This window comes from Rhodococcus rhodochrous, assembly GCF_900187265.1.
Classification (GTDB): domain Bacteria; phylum Actinomycetota; class Actinomycetes; order Mycobacteriales; family Mycobacteriaceae; genus Rhodococcus; species Rhodococcus rhodochrous.
This window is the reverse complement of sequence record NZ_LT906450.1, coordinates 3,116,747-3,141,557: the sequence shown is the minus strand read 5'-3', so window position 1 is coordinate 3,141,557 and position 24,811 is coordinate 3,116,747. Positions and strand designations below refer to the sequence as shown.

At 69.4% G+C, this 24,811-nt stretch carries 28 protein-coding genes; 20 read left to right on the top strand and 8 right to left on the bottom strand.

The features are described from left to right. The first annotated feature begins 59 nt into the window (after positions 1-59). The 3 genes from bioB to CKW34_RS14415 all read left to right on the top strand — a co-directional run bounded on the left by bioB (position 60) and on the right by CKW34_RS14415 (position 1,895). Complete coding sequence (gene bioB / locus CKW34_RS14425; RefSeq protein ID WP_059380987.1) at positions 60-1,073, top strand: biotin synthase BioB; 1,014 nt, start codon at positions 60-62, stop codon at positions 1,071-1,073. Further along, positions 1,073-1,273: a biotin synthase auxiliary protein BsaP gene (gene bsaP / locus CKW34_RS14420; RefSeq protein ID WP_059380988.1), complete on the top strand. Its 201-nt coding sequence runs from the start codon at positions 1,073-1,075 to the stop codon at positions 1,271-1,273. Before bioB ends, bsaP begins: the two co-directional genes overlap by 1 nt. Before the next feature lie 88 nt (positions 1,274-1,361). Beyond that, positions 1,362-1,895 (top strand): GNAT family N-acetyltransferase, encoded by a 534-nt coding sequence (locus tag CKW34_RS14415; RefSeq protein WP_059380989.1) that lies wholly within the window; start codon positions 1,362-1,364, stop codon positions 1,893-1,895. A gap of 61 nt (positions 1,896-1,956) precedes the next feature. Here the strand turns inward: CKW34_RS14415 and CKW34_RS14410 are convergent, their stop codons facing one another. The 3 genes from CKW34_RS14410 to CKW34_RS14400 are packed head-to-tail and all read right to left on the bottom strand — an operon-like array spanning position 1,957 to position 4,129. Continuing rightward, positions 1,957-2,523, bottom strand: a complete 567-nt coding sequence (locus tag CKW34_RS14410; RefSeq protein ID WP_059380990.1) for a DUF488 domain-containing protein — start codon at positions 2,521-2,523, stop codon at positions 1,957-1,959. Positions 2,524-2,539: 16 nt separating this feature from the next. Continuing rightward, the gene (locus CKW34_RS14405; RefSeq protein ID WP_059380991.1) at positions 2,540-3,187 is read right to left on the bottom strand and encodes a maleylpyruvate isomerase family mycothiol-dependent enzyme; all 648 of its coding nucleotides are present in this window, start codon (positions 3,185-3,187) and stop codon (positions 2,540-2,542) included. Between the two features lie 45 nt (positions 3,188-3,232). Continuing rightward, a complete protein-coding gene (locus tag CKW34_RS14400) occupies positions 3,233-4,129 on the bottom strand; it encodes an SDR family NAD(P)-dependent oxidoreductase (protein ID WP_059380992.1) in 897 nt (298 codons plus the stop codon). Positions 4,130-4,239: 110 nt separating this feature from the next. On the opposite strand from CKW34_RS14400, the gene CKW34_RS14395 reads away from it, so the two are divergent. Continuing rightward, positions 4,240-4,869 carry a TetR/AcrR family transcriptional regulator gene (locus CKW34_RS14395; protein WP_059380993.1) on the top strand — a complete coding sequence of 210 codons (630 nt, stop codon included), beginning with the start codon at positions 4,240-4,242 and terminating at the stop codon, positions 4,867-4,869. Positions 4,870-4,931: 62 nt separating this feature from the next. Then, a complete protein-coding gene (locus tag CKW34_RS24480) occupies positions 4,932-5,072 on the top strand; it encodes a hypothetical protein (protein ID WP_006554085.1) in 141 nt (46 codons plus the stop codon). Between the two features lie 15 nt (positions 5,073-5,087). On the opposite strand, the gene CKW34_RS14390 is transcribed toward CKW34_RS24480, so the two are convergent. Continuing rightward, positions 5,088-5,798, bottom strand: a complete 711-nt coding sequence (locus CKW34_RS14390) for an NUDIX hydrolase (RefSeq protein ID WP_059380994.1) — start codon at positions 5,796-5,798, stop codon at positions 5,088-5,090. A gap of 82 nt (positions 5,799-5,880) precedes the next feature. Between CKW34_RS14390 and nadA the strand changes: the two genes are divergently transcribed. The 5 genes from nadA (at position 5,881) to CKW34_RS14365 (ending at position 11,391) form a co-directional block, all read left to right on the top strand. Continuing rightward, positions 5,881-6,912, top strand: coding sequence for a quinolinate synthase NadA (gene nadA, locus CKW34_RS14385; protein ID WP_019289717.1), 1,032 nt, complete (start codon positions 5,881-5,883; stop codon positions 6,910-6,912). Further along, positions 6,909-8,480 carry an L-aspartate oxidase gene (locus tag CKW34_RS14380; RefSeq protein WP_059380995.1) on the top strand — a complete coding sequence of 524 codons (1,572 nt, stop codon included), beginning with the start codon at positions 6,909-6,911 and terminating at the stop codon, positions 8,478-8,480. The genes nadA and CKW34_RS14380 overlap by 4 nt, the downstream gene beginning before the upstream one ends. A gap of 1 nt (position 8,481) precedes the next feature. Next, positions 8,482-9,348, top strand: coding sequence for a carboxylating nicotinate-nucleotide diphosphorylase (gene nadC, locus CKW34_RS14375; protein WP_059380996.1), 867 nt, complete (start codon positions 8,482-8,484; stop codon positions 9,346-9,348). 198 nt (positions 9,349-9,546) lie between these two features. Further along, positions 9,547-10,989: a WS/DGAT/MGAT family O-acyltransferase gene (locus CKW34_RS14370; RefSeq protein WP_059380997.1), complete on the top strand. Its 1,443-nt coding sequence runs from the start codon at positions 9,547-9,549 to the stop codon at positions 10,987-10,989. A gap of 108 nt (positions 10,990-11,097) precedes the next feature. Beyond that, positions 11,098-11,391 (top strand): DUF2470 domain-containing protein, encoded by a 294-nt coding sequence (locus CKW34_RS14365; protein ID WP_016696012.1) that lies wholly within the window; start codon positions 11,098-11,100, stop codon positions 11,389-11,391. A gap of 37 nt (positions 11,392-11,428) precedes the next feature. Here CKW34_RS14365 and CKW34_RS14360 read toward each other — a convergent pair whose 3' ends face one another. The 4 genes from CKW34_RS14360 to CKW34_RS14345 form a co-directional block, all read right to left on the bottom strand. Beyond that, the gene (locus CKW34_RS14360) at positions 11,429-12,547 is read right to left on the bottom strand and encodes an alpha/beta fold hydrolase (RefSeq protein ID WP_059380998.1); all 1,119 of its coding nucleotides are present in this window, start codon (positions 12,545-12,547) and stop codon (positions 11,429-11,431) included. Positions 12,548-12,612: 65 nt separating this feature from the next. After that, positions 12,613-13,038 (bottom strand): hypothetical protein, encoded by a 426-nt coding sequence (locus CKW34_RS14355; RefSeq protein ID WP_059380999.1) that lies wholly within the window; start codon positions 13,036-13,038, stop codon positions 12,613-12,615. 108 nt (positions 13,039-13,146) lie between these two features. Continuing rightward, positions 13,147-14,901, bottom strand: a complete 1,755-nt coding sequence (locus CKW34_RS14350) for a PHA/PHB synthase family protein (RefSeq protein ID WP_229582082.1) — start codon at positions 14,899-14,901, stop codon at positions 13,147-13,149. A 111-nt stretch (positions 14,902-15,012) separates the two neighbouring features. Continuing rightward, positions 15,013-15,396, bottom strand: a complete 384-nt coding sequence (locus tag CKW34_RS14345; protein WP_059381000.1) for a helix-turn-helix domain-containing protein — start codon at positions 15,394-15,396, stop codon at positions 15,013-15,015. Positions 15,397-15,517: 121 nt separating this feature from the next. On the opposite strand from CKW34_RS14345, the gene hisD reads away from it, so the two are divergent. From hisD to CKW34_RS14300, 10 genes are all read left to right on the top strand, one after another. After that, positions 15,518-16,840: a histidinol dehydrogenase gene (gene hisD, locus CKW34_RS14340; RefSeq protein WP_059381001.1), complete on the top strand. Its 1,323-nt coding sequence runs from the start codon at positions 15,518-15,520 to the stop codon at positions 16,838-16,840. Next, positions 16,837-17,964, top strand: a complete 1,128-nt coding sequence (locus CKW34_RS14335) for a histidinol-phosphate transaminase (RefSeq protein WP_059381002.1) — start codon at positions 16,837-16,839, stop codon at positions 17,962-17,964. The genes hisD and CKW34_RS14335 overlap by 4 nt, the downstream gene beginning before the upstream one ends. Next, entirely contained in the window at positions 17,961-18,575 is a 615-nt protein-coding gene (hisB, locus tag CKW34_RS14330) for an imidazoleglycerol-phosphate dehydratase HisB (protein ID WP_006554074.1), read from the top strand. Before CKW34_RS14335 ends, hisB begins: the two co-directional genes overlap by 4 nt. Before the next feature lie 3 nt (positions 18,576-18,578). Then, positions 18,579-18,734 carry a hypothetical protein gene (locus tag CKW34_RS24475; protein WP_016696019.1) on the top strand — a complete coding sequence of 52 codons (156 nt, stop codon included), beginning with the start codon at positions 18,579-18,581 and terminating at the stop codon, positions 18,732-18,734. A 1-nt stretch (position 18,735) separates the two neighbouring features. Next, a complete protein-coding gene (locus tag CKW34_RS14325; RefSeq protein WP_016696020.1) occupies positions 18,736-19,893 on the top strand; it encodes an MFS transporter in 1,158 nt (385 codons plus the stop codon). A gap of 10 nt (positions 19,894-19,903) precedes the next feature. Next, positions 19,904-20,539: an imidazole glycerol phosphate synthase subunit HisH gene (gene hisH / locus CKW34_RS14320; protein ID WP_024101217.1), complete on the top strand. Its 636-nt coding sequence runs from the start codon at positions 19,904-19,906 to the stop codon at positions 20,537-20,539. A 56-nt stretch (positions 20,540-20,595) separates the two neighbouring features. Continuing rightward, the gene (locus tag CKW34_RS14315; RefSeq protein WP_059381114.1) at positions 20,596-20,790 is read left to right on the top strand and encodes a hypothetical protein; all 195 of its coding nucleotides are present in this window, start codon (positions 20,596-20,598) and stop codon (positions 20,788-20,790) included. A 158-nt stretch (positions 20,791-20,948) separates the two neighbouring features. Then, entirely contained in the window at positions 20,949-22,028 is a 1,080-nt protein-coding gene (locus CKW34_RS14310) for an isopenicillin N synthase family dioxygenase (protein ID WP_059381115.1), read from the top strand. Between the two features lie 78 nt (positions 22,029-22,106). Beyond that, positions 22,107-23,183 carry an ABC transporter substrate-binding protein gene (locus CKW34_RS14305; RefSeq protein WP_064059960.1) on the top strand — a complete coding sequence of 359 codons (1,077 nt, stop codon included), beginning with the start codon at positions 22,107-22,109 and terminating at the stop codon, positions 23,181-23,183. Next, entirely contained in the window at positions 23,180-24,811 is a 1,632-nt protein-coding gene (locus CKW34_RS14300; protein WP_059381003.1) for an ABC transporter permease, read from the top strand. Before CKW34_RS14305 ends, CKW34_RS14300 begins: the two co-directional genes overlap by 4 nt.

The window sequence follows — 24,811 nt, the reverse complement described above, 5'->3', positions numbered from 1 at the left end:
TAACCTGAACGCTGTTCAATTGAACGATGTTCAAGTTCTCGCCACCCCAGGAGACGGCAGTGACCCAGGCGCCCGCCCGCACCGACATCCTCGAAATAGCTCGCGACCAGGTGCTCCGTCGCGGCATCGGTTTCGACCGCGACCAGACCCTCGAGGTCCTGCAGCTGCCGGACGATCGCATCGACGACCTGCTGGCGGTCGCCCACGACGTGCGCATGGCGTGGTGCGGACCGGAGGTCGAGGTCGAGGGGATCATCAGCCTCAAGACCGGTGGCTGCCCCGAGGACTGCCATTTCTGCTCGCAGTCCGGCCTGTTCGCCTCCCCGGTGCGAGCCGCCCGGCTCGACATCCCGTCGCTCGTCGAGGCCGCGAAGCAGACCGCCAAGACCGGAGCGACCGAGTTCTGCATCGTCGCGGCCGTGCGCGGACCCGACGAACGCCTCCTCGCGCAGGTCGCGGCCGGTATCGAGGCGATCCGCAACGAGGTCGACATCCAGATCGCGTGCTCGCTCGGCATGCTCACCCAGGAACAGGTCGACCGACTCGTCGCGATGGGTGTGCACCGCTACAACCACAACCTCGAGACCGCGCGCTCGCACTTCCCGAACGTCGTCACCACCCACACCTGGGAGGAGCGCTTCGAGACGCTGCGCATGGTGCGCGAAGCGGGTATGGAGGTGTGCTGCGGAGGCATCCTCGGAATGGGGGAAACCATCGAGCAGCGAGCAGAATTCGCAGCCGACCTCGCGGCGCTCGAACCCGACGAGGTGCCGCTGAACTTCCTCAATCCGCGCCCCGGCACCCCTTTCGGCGACCTCGAGGTGCTGCCCGCCACCGAGGCGCTCAAGGCGGTGGCGGCCTTCCGATTGGCGTTGCCGCGCACCATCCTCCGGTTCGCCGGTGGCCGCGAGATCACACTCGGCGACCTCGGCGCGCGGAAGGGGATCCTCGGCGGGATCAACGCCGTCATCGTCGGCAACTACCTCACCACGCTCGGCCGGCCTGCGGAGACCGACCTCGATCTGCTCGGCGAACTGAAGATGCCGATCAAGGCCCTCGGCGAGACGATCTGATGTTCGATCCGTTCACCGGCGAAGAGATCGTCGACGGGACGATCCGAATCCCCCCCGCGGCAGTGCAACTCGGACTCGAACCGCCGCGCTTCTGCGCGCAGTGCGGTCGCCGGATGATCGTCCAGATCGCGCCGGACGGGTGGTGGGCGCGGTGTTCGCGCCACGGAAGCGTCGACTCGGTGATGAGCGAACAGCGTTGACCGACCGTGCGCGTCCCGGATCGTGCCGGGCAGGCCGCGTCGACAACCAGCGAAAGTTACGGCGACCGAACGATGTAGCGTCGTATGCATGCTGAATACCCGACTGCTGCCCTTACGCAACGACCGAGTACAGCTGCGGGCGATGCGCGGTGACGACGCGGCTACCTATGCCGCCGGGACCGCAGATCCACTGGTGCGCCGGTACGCACATCTGCCCGAACCGGGGTACACGGAAGCGTCCGTCGCAGCCCTGATCGACGGCGAGATCCGGCAAGGGCTGGAGCGCGGAGATCTGGCCGTACTGACGATCGCCGAACCGGAGACCGACCGCTTCGCCGGCAGTCTCGTGTTGTTCGGCATCACCGCCGAGGAAGCAGAAGTCGGATTCTGGTTGCATCCGCTCGGTCGTGGGAGAGGGCTCGCTGCCGACGCACTCGATCTCGCGGCCGAATTCGCTCGGCGGAGCGGACTACTCCGCCTGACCGCGCGCACCCTCCCCGAGAACGAAGCATCCCAGCGCGTGCTCGAGCGGTGCGGCTACATCCGCGGTGCCCGAACCCGGACCGTCACTCCGTCGGGGGCGGATGCGCTCGCGGTCCACTACTCGCGGGACCTCGGGTGATCCGCGTTGCCGCTGCCTCCCGGGCAGGGTGAGCACGCGGGCCCCTGCGAGGCCCGGAACGCTACGGGAGCCCGCGTTCTTCGGCGGGATAGGTCACGACTCCGTCGGAACCCACCGACGGAGTCGCACCCCACTGTCCCAGCTCGTGCCGTCGCGGGTTCGCGTTGTTGACGAGATGCACGACGGTCCACCCCCGCGCGGCGAGGGTGTTCGCGATCAACAACCGGTGGCAGCGCCACGGCATCGGCTCGCCGCACATGATGGCGACGTGCCGGTGCTCGGCCAGATCGGTGAGTCGCTTCAGTCCGGCCTCGAAGTCGCCGGTGAGGGTGTAGTCGGCGTAGTTCTTGAAACTCGCGTTCTTCCAGCCTGCATTGACGGTCGGATCGATGTCCTTCTGCTTCGGCCGCCTGCCGCCGAGTTCGGTGAGGTGCACGTAGCCGATCCCGGCGCTGTCGAGCCAGGACGGCATCTCGTCGGCGTCGAACTGCGGGCTGCGGCGCGAACCGGGCATCTTCCGCACGTCGACGACGAGTTCGATGTCGGCCGAGGTCAGCGTGTCGAGCAGGACCGACTGCGGGCACGTCCAGTGGCCGATGGTCCACAGGACGCGGGCGTCGGCACTCATGCCTCCCATCGTGCCATCACGCGTGTGCCAGCCGGCGGCGCAGTTCCCCGGCGCCGTCGCCCTCCAATCGGGACAACCCCGCGCGACGGCCCGAAAACAGCAGCAGGATCGCGGAGATCGGTCCCCGCACCTCGGGTCCGGAACCGGAGGACCACTCGGCATCGGTTGCGGTGAAACGGAATCCGTCGAGCGGGACGTCGGCGAAGACCCGGGCCTTCCCGGTGCCGCGGGTGGACCACAACCGAGTGGCGCCCGCTGTTGCGGCGTCCGGCGGCATCGGCAGGTCGCGCTGCAGGGGTATCGCGATGTCCTGGCCGTGGACGAGCAGATCGATCATCGTCTCGAGCGGGGTGATGCCCACGTTGTGCCGGCGGGAGCCGATCATTCCCCGGAGGTCGGTGATCAACTCGGCCGTCGGCTGTCGGGCGCGGTGCCGGGAGGACTCACGGATGATCGTGTTCACACCACCGGGATGACGCAGCGCCATCCGGACGAGGTCGACCACGGTGAGCTGCTGGAGCGTGAGGTGGGCCGCGACGTCGCGCACGGTCCAGCCCTCGCACAGCGACGGCCGGCTCCACTCGTCGTCGGTCAGTTGCTCCAGCAGATCGGCAGTTCGTGCGCGCTGCTCGTCGATCGCGTTCCAGATGTCGTCGACGTTCATGGAATCACCCGACCTGTGCTCCGCCGGACACACGATCCACCCATTCTAGATCGCGGATCGCTCCCCACCCCCGGATTCCAATGCCGGTACGGCGTCCTCCGCGGCACGGCTCACCGACTCCCACTCGAGCCAGGTGGCAATCTTCTCCCGGGTGGCGGCCACGGCCGCATCCAGGACGGCGTTGCCCAGCACGATGCGGCGCGGTGGCCGGTCGGCGTCGACGACCTCGAGCAGTGCCCGCGCGGCCAGAGCGGGGTGGCTGTCGATGCTCGTGGACGCGCTCTGCTCCTCGATCTCGGCTCGCAGCGCGTCGTAGTCCGATCGCGGAGTGCTCACCGTCATGGTGGTGTAGAGGTCGGTCCAGTAGCCACCCGGCTCGACGATCGTCACGTCGATGCCGAAATGGGCGGCCTCGACGGCCAGTGCTTCACTGAGTCCTTCGAGGGCGAACTTGCTTGCGCTGTACAGCCCTGTGCCGGGCCCGCTCAGCACGCCCCCGATGCTCGAGATCTGCACGAGATGCCCGCGTCCTCGACTGCGAAAGGCCGCCATGGCTGCCTGGCTGACCCACATCGCCCCGAAGAAGTTCGTCTCGAACTGTGCGCGCGCCTGCTCCTCGGTGAACTCCTCGACGAATCCGTAGGCCATGGTGCCCGCGTTGTCGACGACGATGTCGATGCCTCCGAAATGTTTTCGGGCGGTGTCGAAAGCGGCGAACACCGCTGTGCGTTCGGTGACGTCGGCCGGGAGTCGGAGGAGACGCTCCGGATCCCGGGGGAGATCGGCCGATCCGATCGACCGTGAGACGGCTACGACGTTGTCACCTCTCGAGAGTGCCGCTCGGACGAACTCCCTGCCCAGGCCGCGGCTCGCGCCGGTGATCAACCACGTGCGAGGACGGACGCCGGGGGTGGCGGGGGACGCGGTCGGTTGGGTTCGCATGCATACCTCCTGTGTGAGACGAGACGGTTCGTCTCGTTCAACTGAGGATGACCCTCCGGGCGCCGCCTGTCAAGACGCAACGTCTCGTCTCGATGCGATATCGTCGTCCCATGTCTGCACGCCCCGGACCCGGCAACTCCCGGCGGAACCCCGCCTCGCGGAAAGCGATCCTCGATGCCGCTTTCGACCTGGTCGCCGAGGTCGGCTACTCGAAACTCGGTATCGAGGCGATCGCCGCCCGGGCCGGCGTGGGGAAGCAGACGATCTATCGCTGGTGGCCGTCGAAAGGAGCCGTCCTCCTCGACGCGTATCTGGCGCACACGCAGGGCGATGCCGGGGACGAGGCCGCGCTGCCCGACACCGGCGACCTCCGCGCGGACCTCGTTGCGGTGCTGCAGGCCACCGTGGCGGAGCTGCGTGATCCGAAGTTCGCCGTCCCGCTGCGCGCGTTGACCGTGGCGGTACTCGAAGACCCCGGGCTCGCAGCGGAATACGAACACCGCCTCGACGCGCCGATGCGGGAGATGAAGAAGGCCAGGCTCCGCGCCGCGCAGAGTGCGGGGCAACTGCCGGACGACCTCGATCTCGATGTCGCCGTGGACATGTTGTTCGCGCCTGTCGCCCAGAAATGGTCGACCGCCGGCGAACCCCCGTCGGACGACTACGTCCGCACTCTGGTCGAGACCGTCCTCTCCGGCCTGACGCGTCCGTCCGAGGGCGACCCGTCCGCCGGTCTGTAACGTACGACTCCTCCTGTCCGACACACACGTCGGAATCACATGACGATCAGGGGAGGGACAGCATGGGTTCGGTCGATGTTCTGGAATGGATCCGCGAGGGTTATCTGGCGGGCGACCCGCTGCGCTCGGCGCTGTTCGTCGGGTCGGCCTTCCTGACGATGCCGCTGCAGTTGCTCGAGGTCATCATGGGGCGGCCTTTCTGATCTCCTCCGGGAGGTTCACACCGGCGGTCGCAGGGCGGCGAATTCGTCCGTCACGCGCAGCCGGGAATCGGTGAAGCGGTAGAGCGCCGGGGGGCGACCTCCCGCTTTGCCGGACGGTGCGGTGTTGCCGGTGCGGGTGAGCACGTTCCGGCGCGCCAGCACCCGTTGGAGATTGGTGGCATCCACCTCGTAACCCAATGCAGCGCAATAGATGTCGCGCAGCGTCGACATCGAGAACTCCGCCGGCGCGAGGCCGAACGCGATGTTCGTGTACGACAGCTTCGCGGCAAGGCGCGCATGGGCGTTCGCCACCATCACCCCGTGGTCGAAGGACATCGCGGGAAGGTCCGAGACCGGATGCCAGGCCGTATCGGACGGCAGCTGGGGATCCGAGGTGAGGGGGATCAGGCCGAGATAGGTCGACGCGATCGTGCGCGGTCCCGGCACCCGATCCGGGTCGGAGAAGACCGACAGCTGTTCGAGGTGCGCGACCTTGCGGACATCGACCTTCTCCGCCAGTTGCCGCCTTGCCGACGTCGTGAGGTCCTCGTCGTTGCGCAGTTGGCCGCCGGGGAGCGACCACGTGCCGACCTGCGGATCGAGGGCCCGCTGCCACAGCAGCACCCCGAGTTCGGGCTCCTCGCGGAGGACTCCCGAGGCGTCCGGGAAGCGGCGAACCTGGAACACGGCGATGAGCACTTCGTGACGGGTGTTACCATGTGGCATGTTTTCGATCCTAAGTCGAAAACCTCGAATACGGCAATTCCGGTAGAACCCGCCGGGATGACACCCTCGAAGGAGCTAGGCCATGACCACGACCGAGTGGGCGGGAGCCGCCACCATCGTCGACGGCCCCGGCGGATACACGGGCGTCGAGGCGACGCCGGAGTGGGCCGAGGAGGTCCGCCGGTTGGCCCGTGAGCGCAACGCCACGCTGCTCGCGCACAACTACCAGCTTCCCGCGATCCAGGACGTCGCCGACCACGTCGGCGACTCGCTCGCGCTCTCGCGTATCGCCGCCGAAGCCGAGGAGGACACCATCGTCTTCTGCGGCGTGCACTTCATGGCCGAGACCGCGAAGATCCTCAGCCCGAACAAGACGGTGCTCATCCCCGACGAGCGCGCCGGCTGCTCGCTCGCCGACTCGATCACCGCAGACCAGCTGCGCGAGTGGAAGGCCGACCACCCCGACGCCGTGGTGGTCTCGTACGTCAACACCACCGCCGAGGTCAAAGGCCTGACCGACATCTGCTGCACGTCCTCGAACGCCGTCGACGTCGTCGCGTCCATCGACCCCGACCGCGAGGTGCTGTTCCTGCCCGACCAGTTCCTCGGCGCCCACGTCAAGCGCGTCACCGGTCGCGAGAACATGCACATCTGGGCCGGGGAGTGCCACGTGCACGCCGGCATCAACGGCGACGAGCTCGCCGCGCAGGCCAAGGCGCACCCCGACGCCGACCTGTTCGTCCACCCCGAGTGCGGTTGCGCCACCTCGGCGCTGTATCTCGCCGGGGAGGGCTTCGTGCCCGACGACAAGGTCAGAATCCTGTCCACCGGCGGCATGATCGACGCCGCCCGGGAGACCGGCGCCAAGCAGGTCCTCGTCGCCACCGAGGTCGGCATGCTGCACCAGCTCCGCAAGGCCGCGCCCGGCATCGATTTCCAGGCGGTCAACGACCGGGCGTCGTGCCCCTACATGAAGATGATCACGCCCGCCGCGCTGCTGCGCTGCCTGCAGGAGGGACGCGACGAGGTCCACGTCGCAGCCGACGTCGCCGAGCGGGCCCGCCTGTCGGTGCAGCGCATGATCGCCATCGGCAACCCGGGCAGCGGCGAGTGACCACCGCCATCACGGTCGCGTGGGAGGACCACGCCGACCTGGTGGTCGTCGGAGGTGGCGTCGCCGGTCTCACGGCCGCGCGCGCGGCCTCCCGGCGCGGCGCACGGGTGCTCACGGTGAGCAAGGGGGGCCCCACCGACACGGCCACCCAGTACGCCCAGGGCGGCATCGCCGTGGTGGCGCCGGTGGGCGACAGCGTCGACGCCCACGTCGCCGACACCCTCGCCGCGGGCGGAGGACTGTGCGACGAGGACGCGGTGCGCTCGATCGTCACCGCCGGCCCCGACGCCGTCACCGCCCTGCGTGACCTCGGAGCGGTGTTCGACACCGCCGGAGACGGCGACATCGCCCGCACCCGCGAGGGTGGGCACAGTACCCGCCGCATCATCCACGCCGGTGGTGACGCGACCGGCGCCGAGGTTCAGCGAGCCCTCGGCGCGGCGGGTCTGCCCGTCCTGTTCGGCGCCGCTGCCGCCCGGATCCTCACCGATGCGCGGGGCGTCACCGGACTGCTCGTCCTCGACGAGCGCGGGTTCGGCGTCGTCCACACCCCGGCCGTGTTGCTCGCGACCGGTGGTCTCGGGCAGCTGTACGCGTGCAGCACGAATCCGCCCGGCGCCACGGCCGACGGCATCGCGCTGGCCCTGGCCGCCGGCGCCGGTGTCGCCGACCTCGAATTCGTCCAGTTCCACCCGACCGTGCTGTTCGCGGAAGGCGGCACCGGACGTCGGCCGCTCATCAGCGAAGCGGTGCGCGGGGAGGGAGCACGACTGGTCGACTCCCGCGGCCGATCGATCACCGAGGGTGTGCATCCGCTCGGCGACCTCGCACCCCGCGACGTCGTCTCGCGGGCCATCGCCGAGCGACTCACTGCACTCGGTGAGGATCACGTGTACCTCGACGCCCGTCGCCTCGACGGCTTCGCCACGCGTTTTCCGACCATCATGGCGATGTGTGCCGACGCCGGTCTCGATCCGGCCCGTGATCTGCTGCCGGTTGCTCCCGCCGCGCACTATTCGTGCGGCGGTGTCGTCACCGATGTGCACGGCCGCACCCGCATCCCCGGTCTGTACGCGGCAGGTGAGGTGGCACGTACCGGCCTGCACGGCGCGAACCGGCTCGCCTCCAACAGTCTTCTCGAAGGGCTCGTCCTCGGCGAGCGCGCGGGGACGGCCGCGGCGATCGAACGGGCCGGAACGCGTGTCGGGACGGACGGCATTCCCGCCGTCGCCTCGACCGTCTGTGATCGGACGGTGCTGCAGCAGCTCATGACCCGGCACGCGCTGGTCGTGCGCGACGCGGACGGACTGGCCGCTGCCGCAGTCGAACTCGACAGGATGAGCGTCGCTGCAACCTGTACCGACGCCGATCGACTCGAGGACTCGGCCCTCACCGTCACCGCGCGGGCCCTGCTGCTCGCGGCGCAGCGCCGCACCGAATCGCGGGGATGCCACACCCGCAGCGACCGTCCGGACACCGACCCGACGCAGGCACGCAGCCTCGAACTGCGCATCGACGACGACGGCGAGTTGTCCTTCACCACCCCGGAACTGACAGGAGTCAACTGAGATGACCACCGCGCTGCCCGACGGACTCGACCTCGCCGAGACCCGCGAGCTGGTCCGGAAGGCGCTCGACGAGGACCTGCGCTACGGACCGGACGTCACCACCGACGCCACCGTGCCCGCCGACGCCGTCGCCACTGCCTCGGTGGTCGCGCGGCAGGCCGGCACCCTCGCCGGTCTCGATGTCGGTCTGCTCGTCCTCGACGAGGTCATCGGTGCCGATCATTACCGCGTGCTCGATCGCAGGTCCGACGGCACGCGCGTGCTGCCCGGGGATTCGGTCCTGACCGTCGAGGCGCCGACCCGCGGCCTGCTCACCGCCGAGCGCACGATGCTCAACCTGCTGTGCCATCTGTCGGGCATCGCCACGGCGACCTCGCACTGGGTCGACGCCGTGACCGGCACCGAGGCGAAGATCCGCGACAGCCGCAAGACCCTGCCGGGGATGCGCGCACTGCAGAAGTACGCGGTGCGGATGGGCGGCGGCGTCAACCACCGCATGGGACTCGGCGACGAGGCGCTGATCAAGGACAACCACGTCGCCGCGGCCGGTTCGGTGGTCGCGGCGCTGCGCGCCGTCCGGGAGCACGCTCCCGATATCGCGTGCGAGGTGGAGGTCGACACCCTCGAGCAGTTCGACGAGGTGCTCGCCGAGAACGTGGAATTGATCCTGCTCGACAACTTCCCGCTGTGGCAGACTCAGATCGCGGTGCAGCGGCGCAACACCCATGCGCCGCAGACACGACTCGAATCCTCCGGCGGCCTGTCCCTCGACGTCGCCGCCGACTACGCGCGCACGGGCGTCGACTTCCTCGCGGTGGGTGCGCTCACCCACTCTGTGACCGTCCTGGACTTCGGCCTCGACATGTGAGCGTGTAGGTCGCAGGTCACGGCAGGGACGAATCGGACGCGCCACCGGAACATCCGTCGGTGAGACGGTCCCGCACGTGCGCTTTCTGGGGTAGAACTGACAGCACATCGACGTGCCGGTACCGGTCACGTAGGGGCGGTGCTCCGGTTGTCGCCGGTGCCGGGTGGGGGAGGAAGACAGAACACGATGCGGTTACCGATGTCACCGACCGACTCGATGTTCCTGCTCGGCGAGTCGCGCGACCACCCGATGCATGTCGGCGGTCTGCTGCTGTTCCAGCCGCCGGAGGGCAAGGACGCGAGCGACCTGAAGTCGATGTTCGCCGAGGCGCTCGCCCGGGAGGAACCCGCCGGGCCGCTGTGGCGCAAGCGGCCCACCCGCTCGCTGTTCACCCTCGGGCAGTGGGCATGGGAGGACGATCCGCGCTTCTCGATCGACTACCACGTCCGGTTCAACGCGTTGCCGTCCCCGGGCACGATGGACGATCTGTGGGAACTCGTCTCCCGCCTGCACGCGTCGCTGCTCGACCGCACCCGCCCGTTGTGGGAGATGCACCTGATCGAAGGGCTGTCCGACGGTCGCTACGCCCTCTACGTGAAGATCCACCACGCGGTCGCCGACGGGGTGGGGGCGATGCGCCTGCTGCGCCGTGCGCTCAGCACCGACCCGGACCGCACCGACATGCCGGCCCCGTGGGCGGTCGCCGACGCGCAGTCGTCGAGCCGCTCGGCGATGGGTACCGCGATCGGGTTCCCCGGCGCCGTCGTCCGCGCGGCGACCGGTGCGGTGAACGATGCAGTGAACGTCGTGTCCGAGGCGGTCGCTCTGGTTCCGGCGCTCGTCGGCACCGTCGACCGTGCTTTGCACAATCGCGGTGGTTCGTTGTCGCTGGGCGCTCCGAACACGATCCTCAACCGGCAGATCTCCGGATCGCGCAGATTCGCGGCCCGGTCCTGGCCGATCGAGCGACTGCGGATGGTGGCCAAGGCGGCCGACGCGACGCTCAACGACGTCGTCCTCGAACTGTCCGGTGGGGCGCTGCGGGCGTATCTCTCCGAACACGATGCGCTGCCGGAGGATTCGCTGGTGGCGATGGTCCCGGTCTCGTTGCGTCGGAGCGGGAGCTCGTCGGGCAACGAGATCGGCATCCTCATGTGCACACTCGGGACGCAGTGCGCCGACCCGGTGGAACGTCTTGCGCGCGTGCGCGGTTCGATGATCGAGGGCAAGCACGCAATGAACTCGATGTCGAAGCTCGGTCGTCTCGCGACGAGCGCGGTGGGTGTGGCGCCCCTGGCGGTGGGAGTACTCACCGGCAACCGGGCGCTGCCGCGGCCGCCGTTCAACGTGATCGTCTCGAACGTGCCGGGCCCTGATGCGCCGTTGTACTGGAACGGTGCGCGCGTCGACGCGTTGTATCCGCTGTCGGTGCCCGTCGACGGGCAGGCGCTGAACATCACGTGCACGAGCACCGACGACGAGATCGCCTTCGGTCTCACGGCCTGCGGTCGCACGGTCCCGGATCTCGTCCGGCTGCTCGATCACTTCGACGAGGAACTCGAGGCGCTGGAATCCGCCCTCGGCGTCCGGGTCGAGGTCGACGACGAGGTGAGCGGCGAGAGCGACGCCGAACACGGCTGACCGCGGCGTTTCGAGAATCGTTGCGGCGCATCACCGAACGGACAGGGTGGGGTCGCGAACGGGACCGACACGCCCGTCACCCGCCCCGATTGGCTACGCTGAGCGCCCGTGACCGACTTCGACAGCCAGGTGGTGGCGGCTGTGACCGCCCACATGAACGACGACCACGCGGCCGACAGCCTGCTCATCGTGCGTGCCTTCGCCGAGCCCGGTGCCGTCGAGGCTCGGATGACCGGCGTCGACCGCGAGGCGGGGGAGTGGGTCGTCGTCATCGACGGTCGCGATCACACCGTGCGTATCCCGTGGCTCGAGCCGGTGACCGACCGGGCGGGACTCCGCACGGCCGTCGTCGACCTCTACAAGGCGGCGTGTACGCGCCTCGGGGTCGACACCCCGTCCTGATCGCTGTCCCGACCGCGCTGCGGCCGGGACAGCACGATCACGCCGACGCCGCGACGCGACGGGCGTGCGGCGTCCACACCTCCGTGAGCGCACGGCGGCCGATGAACAGCCCGATGTGGCCGGCATCGGCGATCGTGGTGGTGATCCTCTCCGGAGGGGTCGACACGTGCTCGGCCAGCGCGGTGACCTGCCGGGGAGTTGCGATCGGATCGGCGGACCCGGCGATGAGGTGGACCGGGCACTCGACGGCCGAGAGGTCGACGACGCGTCCTTCGGCCTTCAGCGTGCCGGCGACGAGTTCGTTGCCCACGAACAGGTGCCGCATGATCCATTCGCGGAAGGCCGAAGGGATCTCCTGTTTCCAGGTGAACCAGTGCCGTTCGGCCTCCCAGCGCGCCACTTCGTCGGGATCGTGGAGCAGGCCGAGCAGTGTCATCGCTCGTTCGATCTCACCGATCGGATCGGTGGTCGGCACTCCGACGGCCCGCGCCGCCCCGTACCAGAAGTCGATCGTTGTGGCCGCGGCCCCGCGGGGCGCGTGGGCGAGCACCGACAGCGCCGGCTGGTCGACGTGGAAGTCGATGGGTGCTCCCGCCACGGTCAGCGAGTGCACGCGCTCGGGATGCAGTGCCGCGTAGATCGTGCCGAGCCACCCGCCCTGGCTGTCGCCGATCAGGTTCACCCGGCCACCGAGATGGTCGACGGCCTCGGCGACGACCGCCAGGTGCTCATCGATCGAGCAGTCGTCCGTCGCGGGAGTCGCGGGTGCCCAGTCGAGGCAGTGCAGGCGGGTAAGGCCACCGGCCCTGAGGGCTTCGACCTGGCTGCGGTCGGCGGAATGGTCGACGATGCACGAGTGGGTGCCGGCCTGCGGCGGCAGCAACAGCGTGGGTATCTCGTCGCGTGCGGGATCGGGGGTGCTGCAATCACGCAGAGCTCCGAGCGACCACCGGCACACGACCGGCCAGTCCGTGGTCCAGCGCGGCGGCGTGGCCGAGGTCAGGGCGCGGCTGTACCGGTTCGCGTCGGAGACCAGTGTGCACGGCGTGGCGCCGCGTCGTACGAGGCCGGCGAGATAGCCGCTCCAGCCCGCGATCGCCGCGGTCCCGAGACGAAACGGGGCCGCGGCGATCCGGGCTGGTGTCGGTGTCAGCATGCACTGCACCGGAGAACGTCCGCTGATGCGGTGTTCGGTATCGACTGCATCGAGTGAGTCGACGATTACTTCAGCAGGTCGCGAGCGGTGCTCGTGACGGTGGTGGTGAGCTCGCGAGCGAAGGAGACCTGCGCCTTGGCGAGATCGGCGACCCACTCGACGGGGGTGGCGTCGGCGACCTTCTCCTGCAGATCCAGGAGGCTCGAGACGGCCTTCTCGTAGGTGTCGACACCGAGGTTTCCGCTCTGCTTCGCGGCGTCGACGAACTTCGCGTTGAACTCCTGGAAGCGTTCGGTGGCCTCGTCGACGGTCTTGGTGAACTCGGTCGCGGCCTTGTCGGCAACCGCAGCGGCCGTCGAGGTCAGCTTCTCGGCCGACTGCTGGGCCGTTGCGGTGGCCTCGGCGGCGGCCTTCGTGGCGGCTTCGGTCGCCTTGGCCGCGGCATCGGTGGCCTTGGCGTTGGCGGCGGTGGTCTTGGTCGGTGCGGTCATGGTGTGTACCTTCCGTGGGCGCTCGTGACAGGAGCGGGGCTTCCCCTGTGGGGTGCGCTCGGATCAGCGCTGTTAGCAGGTTAGCAAAATGATAGCTAACACGCAATGTCACCCGAAGACATACGTTCCCGGGGCATCGCACAGCGGCGGATGCTGCGCGCTGCCCATCGCCGGGGGAGCGACGAGCTCACCGGCCCGCTTCGTCGACCATGCGGTCCAGTCCTCCCACCACGACCCTGCGGTGCGAGTGGCCTTCTCCGACCACGCCTTCGGGTCCTCGGGCAGCTTCGGGAGCTTCTCGGAGTCGGGCGCACCGACGGCCTCGAACCAGGCCTTCGGGTTGGGGGGATTGACCGCGCCGGCCACGTGGCCACCGCTGGTCAGGACGTACCGGACCGACCCGCCGAGCAGGCCCGTCGCCTTGTACGACGAGGTCCACGGCACGATGTGGTCGTTGATGGCGCCCACCACGTAGGTGTCGCACGTGATGTCCGACAGGTCGAGGACCTCGCCGTCGAGTTCGTACACGCCGCGCGCGAGCTCGTTGCGGCCGTACAGCGACCGCAGGTAGTGCGAGTGCATCTTCGCCGGCATGCGGGTGCTGTCCTCGTTCCACGCCAGGATGTCGAAGGCGGCGGGCTTCTCGCCCTTCATCCACCGCGACACCCAGTAGTTGAAGATCAGATCGCGCGCACGGATCATGTCGAAGCTGCCGGCCATCTCGTTGCCCGAGAGGAAGCCCTGCTTGCTCATCCGGAACTCGACACGGTCGAGCGTCGCCGGGTCGGTCAGCAGCGCGAGCTCGCCGACCTCGCTGTAGTCCAGGAGCGTGTTGAGCATCGTGAACGCGCTGATGCGCTTGTCGCCCAGCTTGCCCATGCGAGCCGCGGCCATGGCCGCCATCGCGCCGCCCAGGCAGATCGACAGCACCTCGATGCGCGACGAGCCGGTGACCTCCTCGACGACGTCGAGCGCCGCGGAGACTCCCTGGCGGTAGTAGTCGTCCATCGTGATCTCGTGCATCGACTCGTCCGGGTTGCGGTACGAGATCGCGAACACGGTGCGGTTGTGCTGCACGGCCCACTCGATGAGGCTGCGCTGCGGCGCGAGATCGAGGATGTAGTACTTGTTGATCCACGGCGGCGCCGCCAGGATCGGGATCTCGTGCACCTCACCGGTCTGCGGGGCGTACTGGATGACCTCGATGAGGTCGTTGCGGAAGACGACCTTGCCGGGGGTCGCGGCCATGTTCTCGCCGAGGGTGAACGCCTCGCGATCGACCTTGAGCGGCAGGCCCTTCCGGTGCACGACGTCCTCGATGGCGTACTTCGCGCCGCGGAACAGGCTAGCGCCACCGGTATCGAGTGCGCGCACGAGCACACCCGGGTTGATGAGGAAGTTCGACGGGGCGAGCGCGTCGAACATCAGGTTCGCGAACTGGCGGGCCTTGCCGTCCTGCACGGGATCGCCCGAGCCGGCGTCGGCGAGATCCTCGACGTACTCGCGGGTGGCGAGATAGCTCTGCAGCAGCGAGAAGTAGGCCGGGTTCTCCTTCCAGGCGGCATCGGAGAACCGGCGGTCCTTCGGATCCAGCGGCACCGGGGGCTGCGGATCGGCGGCGTTCCACACGCGTGTCGCCGCCGCCGGGATGTTCGCCAGACGGCCGGCGTACTCCGTGGTCGCGCCGGCCACGGCCCGCGGATTCTTCACTGCACGGCCGGCGACGGATGCGACGGCCGGTCCCCACCCGATCGGGTCGAGGGAGGAGGTGAGCTTCTTCTGCAGATGGTTGAGCACCGAGCAACTCCAGAACTGGGTGAATGGTCCGGAGCCGATGGTGACGTCGCCGACGGAGGCGCGCACCTTACCCCCAGGTACGTGCTACCTGCATGTTCGTCGACGAGGCGACGAAATCGGGCTGACCTCGGATGCTGCGTGACGCACGAACTCACCCGGTACCGATTGTGAGAATGCTCACTCCTCGTCGGGTTCGCGTCCTCCACCACGCCGACGGCGCGCGACGGTGACCTCGCGGAACGCCTCGTACATCTCCTCCAGCGAACGCCGCTGGGGATTGGTCAGGTCGGGATCCTCGCGAATCGCCCGCAGGACCGCGGACTCCGCTCCGTCGTCGGTCTGCGCGTGGGCCGCCAGGGTGTCCGCGGACAGGTGCAACTGTTCGGCGATCGCTTGCAGCACACGCTCGCTCGGCGCCCGCAGGTTCCGCTCGATCTGCGACAGGTACGGATTCGAGATGCCCACCATCGCCGCGAGTTGACGCATGGGCAGTTCTGCGAGCTCACGCTGGCGGCGGATCAACTCGCCCAACGTGCTCGGGCGCGACTCGTCCTCGTCCATGCCGACAGCATAAGCACGGTGATCCGTGCCGAGAGGTTCCTCACGCGGGCGCGACTTCGAACGTCATCAGGGGATGCGGGATAGTAGAGGGTGACCCCTGTTCGACGAGAGAGGACACCTCATGCTTGCCCGCACCGACCTGCGCGGTCGTACTCCCACCACTGCGGAGCTCAGGGGCGCGCTGCCCCGCGGCGGAGTGGACGTGGACGCGGTGCTCCATCAGGTCCGTCCCGTCGTCGACGACATCCGCGACCGCGGCGCCGAGGCCGCACTCGACTACTGCGAGAAGTTCGACGGGGTCCGCCCCGCCTCCGTGCGTGTTCCCGCCGCGGAACTCGATCGCGCGCTCGCCGAACTCGACCCCGCGGTCCGTGCCGCCCTCGAGGAGGCCATCGCGCGCACGCGCGTCGTGCACGCAGCCCAGCGTCGCACCGACGTCACCACCGAGGTCGTCCCCGGCGGCACCGTCACCGAACGCTGGGTGCCGGTCGAGCGCGTCGGCCTCTACGTGCCCGGTGGCAACGCGGTCTATCCGTCGTCGGTCGTGATGAACGTCGTCCCGGCGCAGGCCGCCGGCGTCGAATCGCTCGTCATCGCCTCGCCGCCGCAGAAGAACTTCGGCGGACTGCCGCACCCGACCATCCTCGCCGCCGCGGCCCTGCTCGGCGTCGACGAGGTGTGGGCCGTCGGCGGCGCACAGGGTGTCGCACTGCTGTCCTACGGCGGCACCGACACCGACGGCGCCGAACTCGCCCCGGTCGACATGATCACCGGCCCCGGCAACATCTACGTCACCGCCGCCAAGCGGCTGTGCCGCGCGGTCGTCGGTATCGACGCCGAGGCCGGCCCCACCGAGATCGCGATCCTCGCCGACCACACCGCCGACGCGGTGCATGTCGCCGCCGACCTGATCAGTCAGGCCGAGCACGACGTCATGGCTGCCTCGGTGCTCGTCACCACCAGCACCGACCTCGCCGACGCCGTCGACACCGCCCTCGCCGCGCAGCTCGAGCTCACCAAGCACCGCGAGCGCGTCACCAACGCGCTGTCCGGCAGCCAGTCCGGGATCGTCCTCGTCGACGACATCGACCAGGGTCTGAAGGTCGTCAACGCCTACGCCGCCGAGCACCTCGAGATCCAGACCGAGAACGCCTCCGAGGTCGCCGCGCGCGTCCGCTCGGCCGGTGCGATCTTCGTCGGGCCGTGGGCGCCGGTCTCCCTCGGTGACTACTGCGCCGGATCGAACCACGTGCTGCCCACCGCCGGCTGCGCCCGGCACTCGTCGGGTCTGAGCGTGCAGACCTTCCTGCGCGGCATCCACGTCGTCGAATACACCGAGGCGGCCCTGAAGGACGTCTCCGGTCACGTCATCACCCTCGCCGACGCCGAGGACCTGCCCGCCCACGGCGAAGCCGTCCGTCTGCGATTCGAGGCGCTGAAGTGACCCAGATCCCTGGCTCCCGCATCACCCTCGCCGATCTGCCGCTGCGCGAGAACCTGCGCGGCAAGTCGCCCTACGGTGCGCCGCAGCTGACGGTGCCCGTCCAGCTCAACACGAACGAGAACCCGCACCCACCCACGCAGGCGCTCGTCGACGACGTCGCCGAGGCCGTGCGTGAGGCGGCGACGCAACTGCACCGCTATCCCGACCGCGACGCGGTCGCGTTGCGCACCGACCTCGCCGCCTATCTCACGAAGGCGTCCGGCGTGCCCCTCGGTGTCGAGAACGTCTGGGCCGCGAACGGTTCCAACGAGATCCTGCAGCAGCTCCTCCAGGCCTTCGGTGGTCCCGGGCGCAGCGCGATGGGCTTCGTGCCGTCCTACTCGATGCACCCGATCATCGCCGACGGCACCCAGACCGAGTGGCTGGCCACCTATCGCCGCGACGACTTCACTCTCGACGTCGAGGCATCCGCCGCGGCCGTGCGGGAGCGCCGGCCCGACGTCGTCTTCGTCACCAGTCCCAACAACCCGACGGGGCACAGCATCCCGCTCGACGAGTTGCGGGTGATCCTCGACGCCGCCCCCGGCATCGTGATCGTCGACGAGGCGTACGTCGAGTTCTCCTCGCAGCCGAGCGCTCTGTCGCTGATCGACGAGTACCCGACGAAGATCGTCGTCTCGCGGACGATGAGCAAGGCGTTCGCCTTCGCCGGTGGACGGCTCGGCTATCTCGCCGCCGCCCCCGCGATGATCGAGGCGCTGCTGCTCGTGCGCCTGCCCTATCACCTGTCGGTCGTCACCCAGGCTGCCGCGCGTGCGGCCCTGCGGCACGCCGACGAAACCCTCGCGTCGGTCGCCGAACTGGCCGCCCAGCGCGACCGCGTCGCCGCCGAACTTGCCCGGTTCGGCTACGACGTGATCCCCTCCGACGCCAACTTCATCCTGTTCGGCCGCTTCGCGGATGCCCCCGCCACCTGGCAGCGGTATCTCGACGAGGGTGTGCTCATCCGCGACGTCGGGATCCCCGGCTACCTGCGCACCACGATCGGCCTGACCCACGAGAACGACGAGTTGCTGCGAGTGAGCGAGAAACTCGCGGCCACGGAAATCGAGGAAACCCGATGAGCGACCGCATCGCGCGCGTCGAACGCACCACCAAGGAATCGAGCATCACCGTCGAGATCGACCTCGACGGCACCGGTCGCACCGAGATCTCCACGGGGATCCCGTTCTACGACCACATGCTCACCGCGCTCGGCCAGCACGGTTCGTTCGACCTCACCGTGCAGGCGCAGGGCGACATCGAGATCGAGGCCCACCACACCGTCGAGGACACCGCCATCGTCCTCGGCCAGGCCTTCGGTCAGGCCCTCGGCGACAAGCGCGGTATCCGGCGCTTCGGCGACTGCTTCATCCCGATGGACGAGACCCTCGCGCACGCGTCGGTCGACGTCTCCGGCCGTCCCTACTGCGTGTTCACCGGTGAGCCCGACTACATGGTGCACTCGGTGATCGGGGGATATCCCGGCGTGCCCTACTCGACGGTGATCAACCGGCACGTGTTCGAGTCGTTCGCCTTCCACGCCCGCATCGCACTGCACGTGCGGGTGCTCTACGGCCGCGACCCGCACCACATCACCGAGGCCGAGTTCAAGGCGGTCGCCCGCGCGCTGCGCGAGGCCGTCGAACCCGACCCGCGTGTGACCGGCATCCCGTCGACGAAGGGCAGTCTCTGACATATGGATGTCGTCCTCACCTACCTGTGCTTCATCGTGGCCGGATTCGCCGCGGGCGGAACGTGGTCGATGTGGAAGGCGCGCAACACGTTGTTCGCGGGTGTGCTGCTGGCTCTGACCGTTCTGGCGGCCGCCGCGGGCGTCTTCCGGTTGCTCTGACGTGGCGGAACAACAAGGACTGTTCACCGTTCGTGGTCTGATCCCGGCGTGGTCGACGTCCGCGGCGGCCTTCGGCGGGTTCTCGCTGCTGCTGCCCGTCGTGCCGTGGGCGATCGCCGAGGCCGGCGGTAGCGACACGCTCGCCGGGTCGGTGACGGCGGTGTTCATGTTCACCACCGTCCTCACCCAGCTCGCGATGCCGCGACTGCTGCGCGCGTTCGGTCACCGCGCGACGCTCGCGGCCGGTTGCCTGTTCCTCGGGCCGCCGTCGCTGCTGTTCCTCGTGTCGATGGCCCCGGCGGCCGTGCTCGGGATCTCCGCGCTGCGCGGTATCGGCTTCGGCATGATCACCGTGGCGGCGGCCGCCCTCGTCGGCGAACTCGCGCCGCCGCGATTGCTCGGCCGGGCCACCGGCATGCTCGGCATCGCCATCGCCGCGTCCCAGACGATCGGCCTGCCCGCAGGCCTGGCGATCGCCGAGCGGTTCTCCACCACGCCGGTGTTCGTGCTCGGCGCGATCATCTCGTCCGCCGGTCTGCTCGCCGCGAGCCGTCTGCCACGGCTGACCGCGAAACAGTCCCGGACGGCGCGACGGGTACCGCCGGTCGTGCTGCTGTTCCCGCTGGTTGCGGTGGGCGCGGGGGCGATCGCCTACGGCGGTCTCACCTCGCTGTTGCGCATCGCGGTCGCCGGCCTGCCCGTCGCGGCGGCGTTGGCCGTGCTCAGCGCGTCTTCGCTGATCGGGCGGTACGCGGCAGGTTCCGTCGCGGACCGGGTCGGCGCCGGCAAGTTGCTGCCCGTCGGTCTCGGACTGGCGGGCCTGGCGATGATTCCCTTCGCGCTCGTCGCCGACGACCGCGGGGGAGCGGTACTGCTGATCGTCGCCGCGATCGCCTTCGGATTCGGCTTCGGTGTCGTGCAGAACGAGGCGCTGCTCGTCGCCTTCCGTCGCGCCGGCGCGGGCAACACCGGCTCGGCGAGCGCTGCATGGAACATCGGCTTCGACGCGGGCACCGGCGCCGGTTCGTTCGCCCTCGGCGCGGTGGCCGCCGCGGCCGGATATCCCGCGGCCTTCGCCGCGGCCGCCGTCCTGGTCCCGGCGCTGCCGTTGCTGGCCCGACTGGCCGGGCCGTCGGAACGTCCCCGTCCCACCACATAGAATCGACATCATGAGCGCAACCACGGTCGCCGTCCTCGACTACGGCTCGGGCAATCTCCACTCCGCCACGCGGGCAGTCGCCCGCACCGGCGTGCATGTGGAGGTCACCGCCGACCCGAAGATCGCGCTCGCCGCCGACGGACTCGTCGTCCCCGGCGTCGGTGCCTTCGACGCGTGCATGAAGGGCCTGCGCAGCGTCGGCGGAGACAAGATCATCGGCACCCGCCTCGCCGGCGGACGCCCGGTGCTCGGCATCTGCGTCGGCATGCAGATCCTGTTCGAACGCGGCGTCGAGCACGGCATCGAGACCGAGGGCTGCGGCGAGTGGCCGGGCACGGTCGAGCGCCTGGACGCGCCGGTGCTCCCGCACATGGGCTGGAACACCGTCGAGGCCCCCGCCGATTCGGTGCTCTTCGCCGGCATGGACGCCGACACCCGCTTCTACTTCGTCCACACCTACGCCGCCCGCAAGTGGGAGCTCGACGCTCCCGAGCGTCTCGCGCCGCCGAAGGTGACCTGGGCCGAGCACGGCAGCCGCTTCGTCGCTGCCGTCGAGAACGGTCCGCTCTCGGCCACCCAGTTCCACCCGGAGAAGTCCGGCGACGCCGGCGCACAGTTGCTGCAGAACTGGGTCAGCTCGTTGTGACCGGGCCGCGGCGCGGTCGGCCGGGCGGAGAGTTCTCCTTCGGCCGTCACGCGCTGATGTCTGTCGGCACAGCGACCGTCGTCCTGCTCGTCACCGCGATCGTCGTGGTGGCGGTCCGGCCCACGCCGGTCGTCGGTCTCGTCATCGCACTCGTCGGCATCGTGGCGGCCGTCGTTGCGATGGGTGTCGTGTCGACGCGGTCGGCCCGCCGCGCCTTCGGTCCCGCCGAGGACGACCGTCCCGAAAGCTGACGCGCCGAACCGGGTTTCGCTCGGCGTGTTGCGGTAGCGAACCTCGGTTGGGTGCGCGAGGAGCTTCGTAACGCAGCCGCTACGAAATCGGACAAACCGGTTACCTGTAGTTAATCTACGCAACAATATTCGTCATCGACGTGCCCAACGATGAACGGGTGACCCAAGCCAGCCCCACCTCCGCATCCGTCGTCGACTCCCCGGTCCTCCTCGACGGATACATCCCCCAGATCGACCTGTCGCTCGCCCTGACAGGAGACCCCGACGCCCGCGCCGCCGTCGGCCGTGCCCTCGACAAGGCCTGCCGCACATCGGGATTCTTCGTGCTCTCCGGCCACGGCATCGACCGCGGCCTCATCGACCGGGTCCTCGACGCCACCCGCCGCTTCTTCCACGTGCCCCTCGAGCAGCGACGCCATCTCGTCGCACCTCCCGGCGACGTGACCCTGCGCGGCCTGCGCCTGTTCCACGAGGGCCGCGTCAGCACGAAGGGGCGCGACGGTGCCAGCGCCGACGGTCTCGCGACCGGCCTCGACTCGCCGCCCGACCTGTGCGAGCTGTTCACCATGAACCGGGCGGGGGAGCCCGGCGTGCCCGACACCGCCGAACTCGCCGAGGGCGCCGCGGTGTGGACGCGCCCCAACCGCTGGCCCGACCTCGCCGGCCTCGAGGACTTCCGCCCGGCCTGGCTCGAGTACTACGGCGAACTCGAACACCTCGCCCTCGAGGTCATGCGCTTCTTCGCGCTCGGCCTCGAACTCGACGAGCACTACTTCGACGGACTGTTCGACAACCACCTCACCAACCTGTGCGCCAACTACTACCCGCCCATCACCACGCCCCCGGTGGACGGGCAGTTCCGCAAGTTCCCGCACACCGACTCCGGCACCCTCACGATCCTGTACCAGGACGAGGAGGGCGGCCTGCAGGTCGTCGACCGCTCCACCGGTGAATGGGTGGACGTGCCGTTCATCGAGAACTCGTTCGTCGTGAACATCGGTGACCTCATGGCGATCTGGACCAACAACCGCTGGGTCTCCACCCACCACCGGATCCTGCCCCCGCCGCCGGAGAAGTGGGACCGCGAACGCATCTCGATGCCGTTCTTCCACACCCCCAACTGGTCCGCGGTCATCGAGTGCCTGCCCTCGTGCACCGACGCCGCCACCCCGCCCGCCCACGAACCGGTGCACTCCGGTGAATATCTCGAGTACAAGGTCGTCGGTCTCACCGCCTGAGCTGTCCTCACCCCACCCCCGTCCCACCGCCGGTCCCCCCGCCGGCGGTTCTCCCCAGGAGTCCATCCCGTGACGACCATGCCCCGACGTGCGTTCCTTGCCCGTTCCCTCGGCGGACTGATCCTGCTCGGCGCCGGATCCACACTGCTCACCGCCTGCTCCGGCGACGGCGACAGCGCCACCGGCAGCGAGGGATCCGTCGCGTTCCGGCTGTCCTACACCCACTCGGTGTCCTTCGCCGGCACCTACCTCGCGATCGCCGACGGTTTCTACGCCGCCCAGGGCATCGAGACGGTGGAGCTGCTCGAAGGCGGCCCGACCGCGACACCCACACCCCTCGACGTCGGGGTCGGCAAGGCACTGCTCGGTGTCGCCTCGACACCGGACCAGGTCGCCACCGCCCGGCTCAACGGGGGAGCGGCGGTGAAGATCGTCGGCGCGCTCTACCAGAAGAACCCGTACGCCGTGACGTCCCTGGCGAGCGCACCGATCCGGACTCCGCAGGATCTCGTCGGACGCACCATCGGTGTGCAGGCCGTCAACGAGACGGTGTGGACGGCCTTCCTCGAAGGAGCCGGCATCGATCCGGCGTCGGTGACCACCGTGCCCGTCCAGTTCGACCCTTCGCCGTTGACCCAGGGGGAGGTCGACGGCTGGTTCTCCTTCGTCACCAACGAACCCGTCACACTCGCTGCCGCCGGTTACGACGTCGAGACGCTGCTCCTCGCCGACAACGGCTATCCGCTCGTCGCGCAGGTGTACGTCGCCGACGAGTCGACCCTGTCGGGAGATCGGCGCGCCGACCTCGTCAAGTGCCTCACCGCCGAGATCGAAGGGTGGATCGCCGCGATCACCGATCCCGAACGCGCCGCATCGATCACGATCGATTCCTACGCGCCCGATCTCGGTCTCGACCTCGCCGTCCAGACGGAGATCGCCCGCATCCAGAACGACCTGATCGTCACCGACGACACCCGCAGTTCCGGCCTGATGACCGTCACCGACGATCTCGTCGCCCAGAACCTCGCGACCCTCGCCGCCTCCGGCCTCGACATCTCCGCCGACGAGCTGTTCGACCTGTCGGTGCTGGCCGAGGTCTACGACGCGCGACCCGACCTCGCGACGGCGCTCGCCGACGTCGCGATCGACGGATGAGCACCGTCGTCGCCGGTCCGGTGACACCGGCGCGCCTCCCGAGCGCGCCGCCCGTCCGGCGAGTCGTCCGCTTCCGTCCCGACCGTCGGCTGGTGTCCGGCGCGCTCGGTTTCGCGGGTCTGCTGCTCGTGTGGACCCTGCTCGCCGTGGCCCGTCCGGCGCTGATCCCGACGCCGGTGGCCGTACTCGGCGCCTTCGTCGACAACGGCGATCTCATCGCGGCCAACACCCTGTCGACCACACGCGTCGCCGCGCTCGGCTGGCTCGCCGGCAACGCGATCGCGGTGGCGCTGGGGGTGTTCGTGCTCGTTGTGCCGCGACTCGAGGCATCCGTCCTGCGACTGGCCGCCGTCGTGTCGTTCCTGCCCGCTCTCGCGATCGGGCCCGTGCTGTACGTGCTCCTCGACGGCGACACCCCGAAGATCGTGATCTCCGCGCTCGGGGTGGTCCTCACCACCGTCGTGGGCACGGTCGTCGGTCTGCGCGCGGTGAGCCCGACGGTGCTCGACGTCGTCCGCGCGACCGGCGGTGGGCTCGGCGCCGAACTGCGCTTCGCCCGTATCCGCGCCGGTCTGCCGAGCCTGCTCGCGAGCCTGCGCATCGCCGGCCCTGCGGCGGTGCTCGGCGCGATCATCGGCGAATATCTCGGCGGCTCCGAAGGTCTCGGGCCCGCCATGATGACTGCCCAGCAGCAGCTGAACGTGCCGCTGACGTGGGCGCTGGCGCTCGCCGCGACCGCCGTGGCCGGCATCGCCTACGCCGTCCCGGCGCTGGTGAACCGGTGGACCTCACCGTGGGCCGCGACCGTGTCCACCGGCTCGGTCACCTTCGGCCCGGCCACCCCGGCCGTGACGGGATGGCGACGCCTCCTCGGAATGGTCGGGGGACTCGTCGCCGCCGTCACGGTGACCCTCGCGGTGTGGTGGGCGGCCGTCGAACTGCTGCAACCGAGCCCGATGGTGGCCAAGACGCCCGCGGACGTCGCACGGTTCCTCTTCGCCGGCGATCGCGCCGCGGACCACCGCGCGGTGGTGTTCGACGCGCTCGGGCAGACCCTGTCGTTCGCGGCGGTCGGTTATCTCGCCGGCACCGTCGCGGCGTTGCTGCTGGTCGCAGTGCTGGTGCGCTTCCCGGCCCTCGAATACGTCGCGATGCCTCCGGCGATCGTGCTGCAGTCGGTGCCCCTCGGAGTGTTCACCCCGATCTTCATGATCGTCTTCGGGCGCGGGCTGTTCACCGCCGCGGCGATCTGCGGCGCCGTCACCTTCTTCCCGACGCTCGTCATGACGCTGGCCGCCGTGCGCGCGGTGCCGAGCAGCGTCACCGACGTCTTCCGGGCGAGCGGCGCGAGCGCGACCCGCACTTTCCTGTGCGCCCAGATCCCCGCCGCCCTGCCCGCGCTGCTCGCCGCCGCGCGGATCGCGGTTCCGGCCGCGGTCGTCGGCGCCCTGCTCGTCGAATGGCTCGCCACCGGAACCGGTCTCGGATACCTGATGCTGCGTTCGACCACCACCTTCGCCTACGACCAGCTGTGGGCGGCGGTCGTGGTGTGCACCCTGACGATGATCGCCGCCTACACGATCGTGACCGCCCTGGAGTCCTGGGTGCTGGCACGGATGGGAGATTGA

Excerpts from the sequence above, each read along its gene's own strand:
- CKW34_RS14370 (WP_059380997.1), top strand. The coding sequence starts at position 9,547 with ATGTCACCGACCGACTCGATGTTCCTGCTCGGCGAGTCGCGCGACCAC.
- CKW34_RS14315 (WP_059381114.1), top strand. The coding sequence starts at position 20,596 with ATGTCTGTCGGCACAGCGACCGTCGTCCTGCTCGTCACCGCGATCGTC.
- hisD (WP_059381001.1), top strand. The coding sequence starts at position 15,518 with ATGCTTGCCCGCACCGACCTGCGCGGTCGTACTCCCACCACTGCGGAG.
- hisH (WP_024101217.1), top strand. The coding sequence starts at position 19,904 with ATGAGCGCAACCACGGTCGCCGTCCTCGACTACGGCTCGGGCAATCTC.
- CKW34_RS14410 (WP_059380990.1), bottom strand. The coding sequence starts at position 2,523 with ATGAGTGCCGACGCCCGCGTCCTGTGGACCATCGGCCACTGGACGTGC.
- CKW34_RS14360 (WP_059380998.1), bottom strand. The coding sequence starts at position 12,547 with ATGCTGACACCGACACCAGCCCGGATCGCCGCGGCCCCGTTTCGTCTC.
- CKW34_RS14415 (WP_059380989.1), top strand. The coding sequence starts at position 1,362 with ATGCTGAATACCCGACTGCTGCCCTTACGCAACGACCGAGTACAGCTG.
- CKW34_RS14400 (WP_059380992.1), bottom strand. The coding sequence starts at position 4,129 with ATGCGAACCCAACCGACCGCGTCCCCCGCCACCCCCGGCGTCCGTCCT.
- nadA (WP_019289717.1), top strand. The coding sequence starts at position 5,881 with ATGACCACGACCGAGTGGGCGGGAGCCGCCACCATCGTCGACGGCCCC.
- CKW34_RS14345 (WP_059381000.1), bottom strand. The coding sequence starts at position 15,396 with ATGGACGAGGACGAGTCGCGCCCGAGCACGTTGGGCGAGTTGATCCGC.
- CKW34_RS14300 (WP_059381003.1), top strand. The coding sequence starts at position 23,180 with ATGAGCACCGTCGTCGCCGGTCCGGTGACACCGGCGCGCCTCCCGAGC.
- CKW34_RS24480 (WP_006554085.1), top strand. The coding sequence starts at position 4,932 with ATGGGTTCGGTCGATGTTCTGGAATGGATCCGCGAGGGTTATCTGGCG.
- CKW34_RS14305 (WP_064059960.1), top strand. The coding sequence starts at position 22,107 with ATGCCCCGACGTGCGTTCCTTGCCCGTTCCCTCGGCGGACTGATCCTG.
- CKW34_RS14390 (WP_059380994.1), bottom strand. The coding sequence starts at position 5,798 with ATGCCACATGGTAACACCCGTCACGAAGTGCTCATCGCCGTGTTCCAG.
- CKW34_RS14405 (WP_059380991.1), bottom strand. The coding sequence starts at position 3,187 with ATGAACGTCGACGACATCTGGAACGCGATCGACGAGCAGCGCGCACGA.
- hisB (WP_006554074.1), top strand. The coding sequence starts at position 17,961 with ATGAGCGACCGCATCGCGCGCGTCGAACGCACCACCAAGGAATCGAGC.
- bsaP (WP_059380988.1), top strand. The coding sequence starts at position 1,073 with ATGTTCGATCCGTTCACCGGCGAAGAGATCGTCGACGGGACGATCCGA.
- CKW34_RS14395 (WP_059380993.1), top strand. The coding sequence starts at position 4,240 with ATGTCTGCACGCCCCGGACCCGGCAACTCCCGGCGGAACCCCGCCTCG.
- CKW34_RS24475 (WP_016696019.1), top strand. The coding sequence starts at position 18,579 with ATGGATGTCGTCCTCACCTACCTGTGCTTCATCGTGGCCGGATTCGCC.
- CKW34_RS14355 (WP_059380999.1), bottom strand. The coding sequence starts at position 13,038 with ATGACCGCACCGACCAAGACCACCGCCGCCAACGCCAAGGCCACCGAT.
- nadC (WP_059380996.1), top strand. The coding sequence starts at position 8,482 with ATGACCACCGCGCTGCCCGACGGACTCGACCTCGCCGAGACCCGCGAG.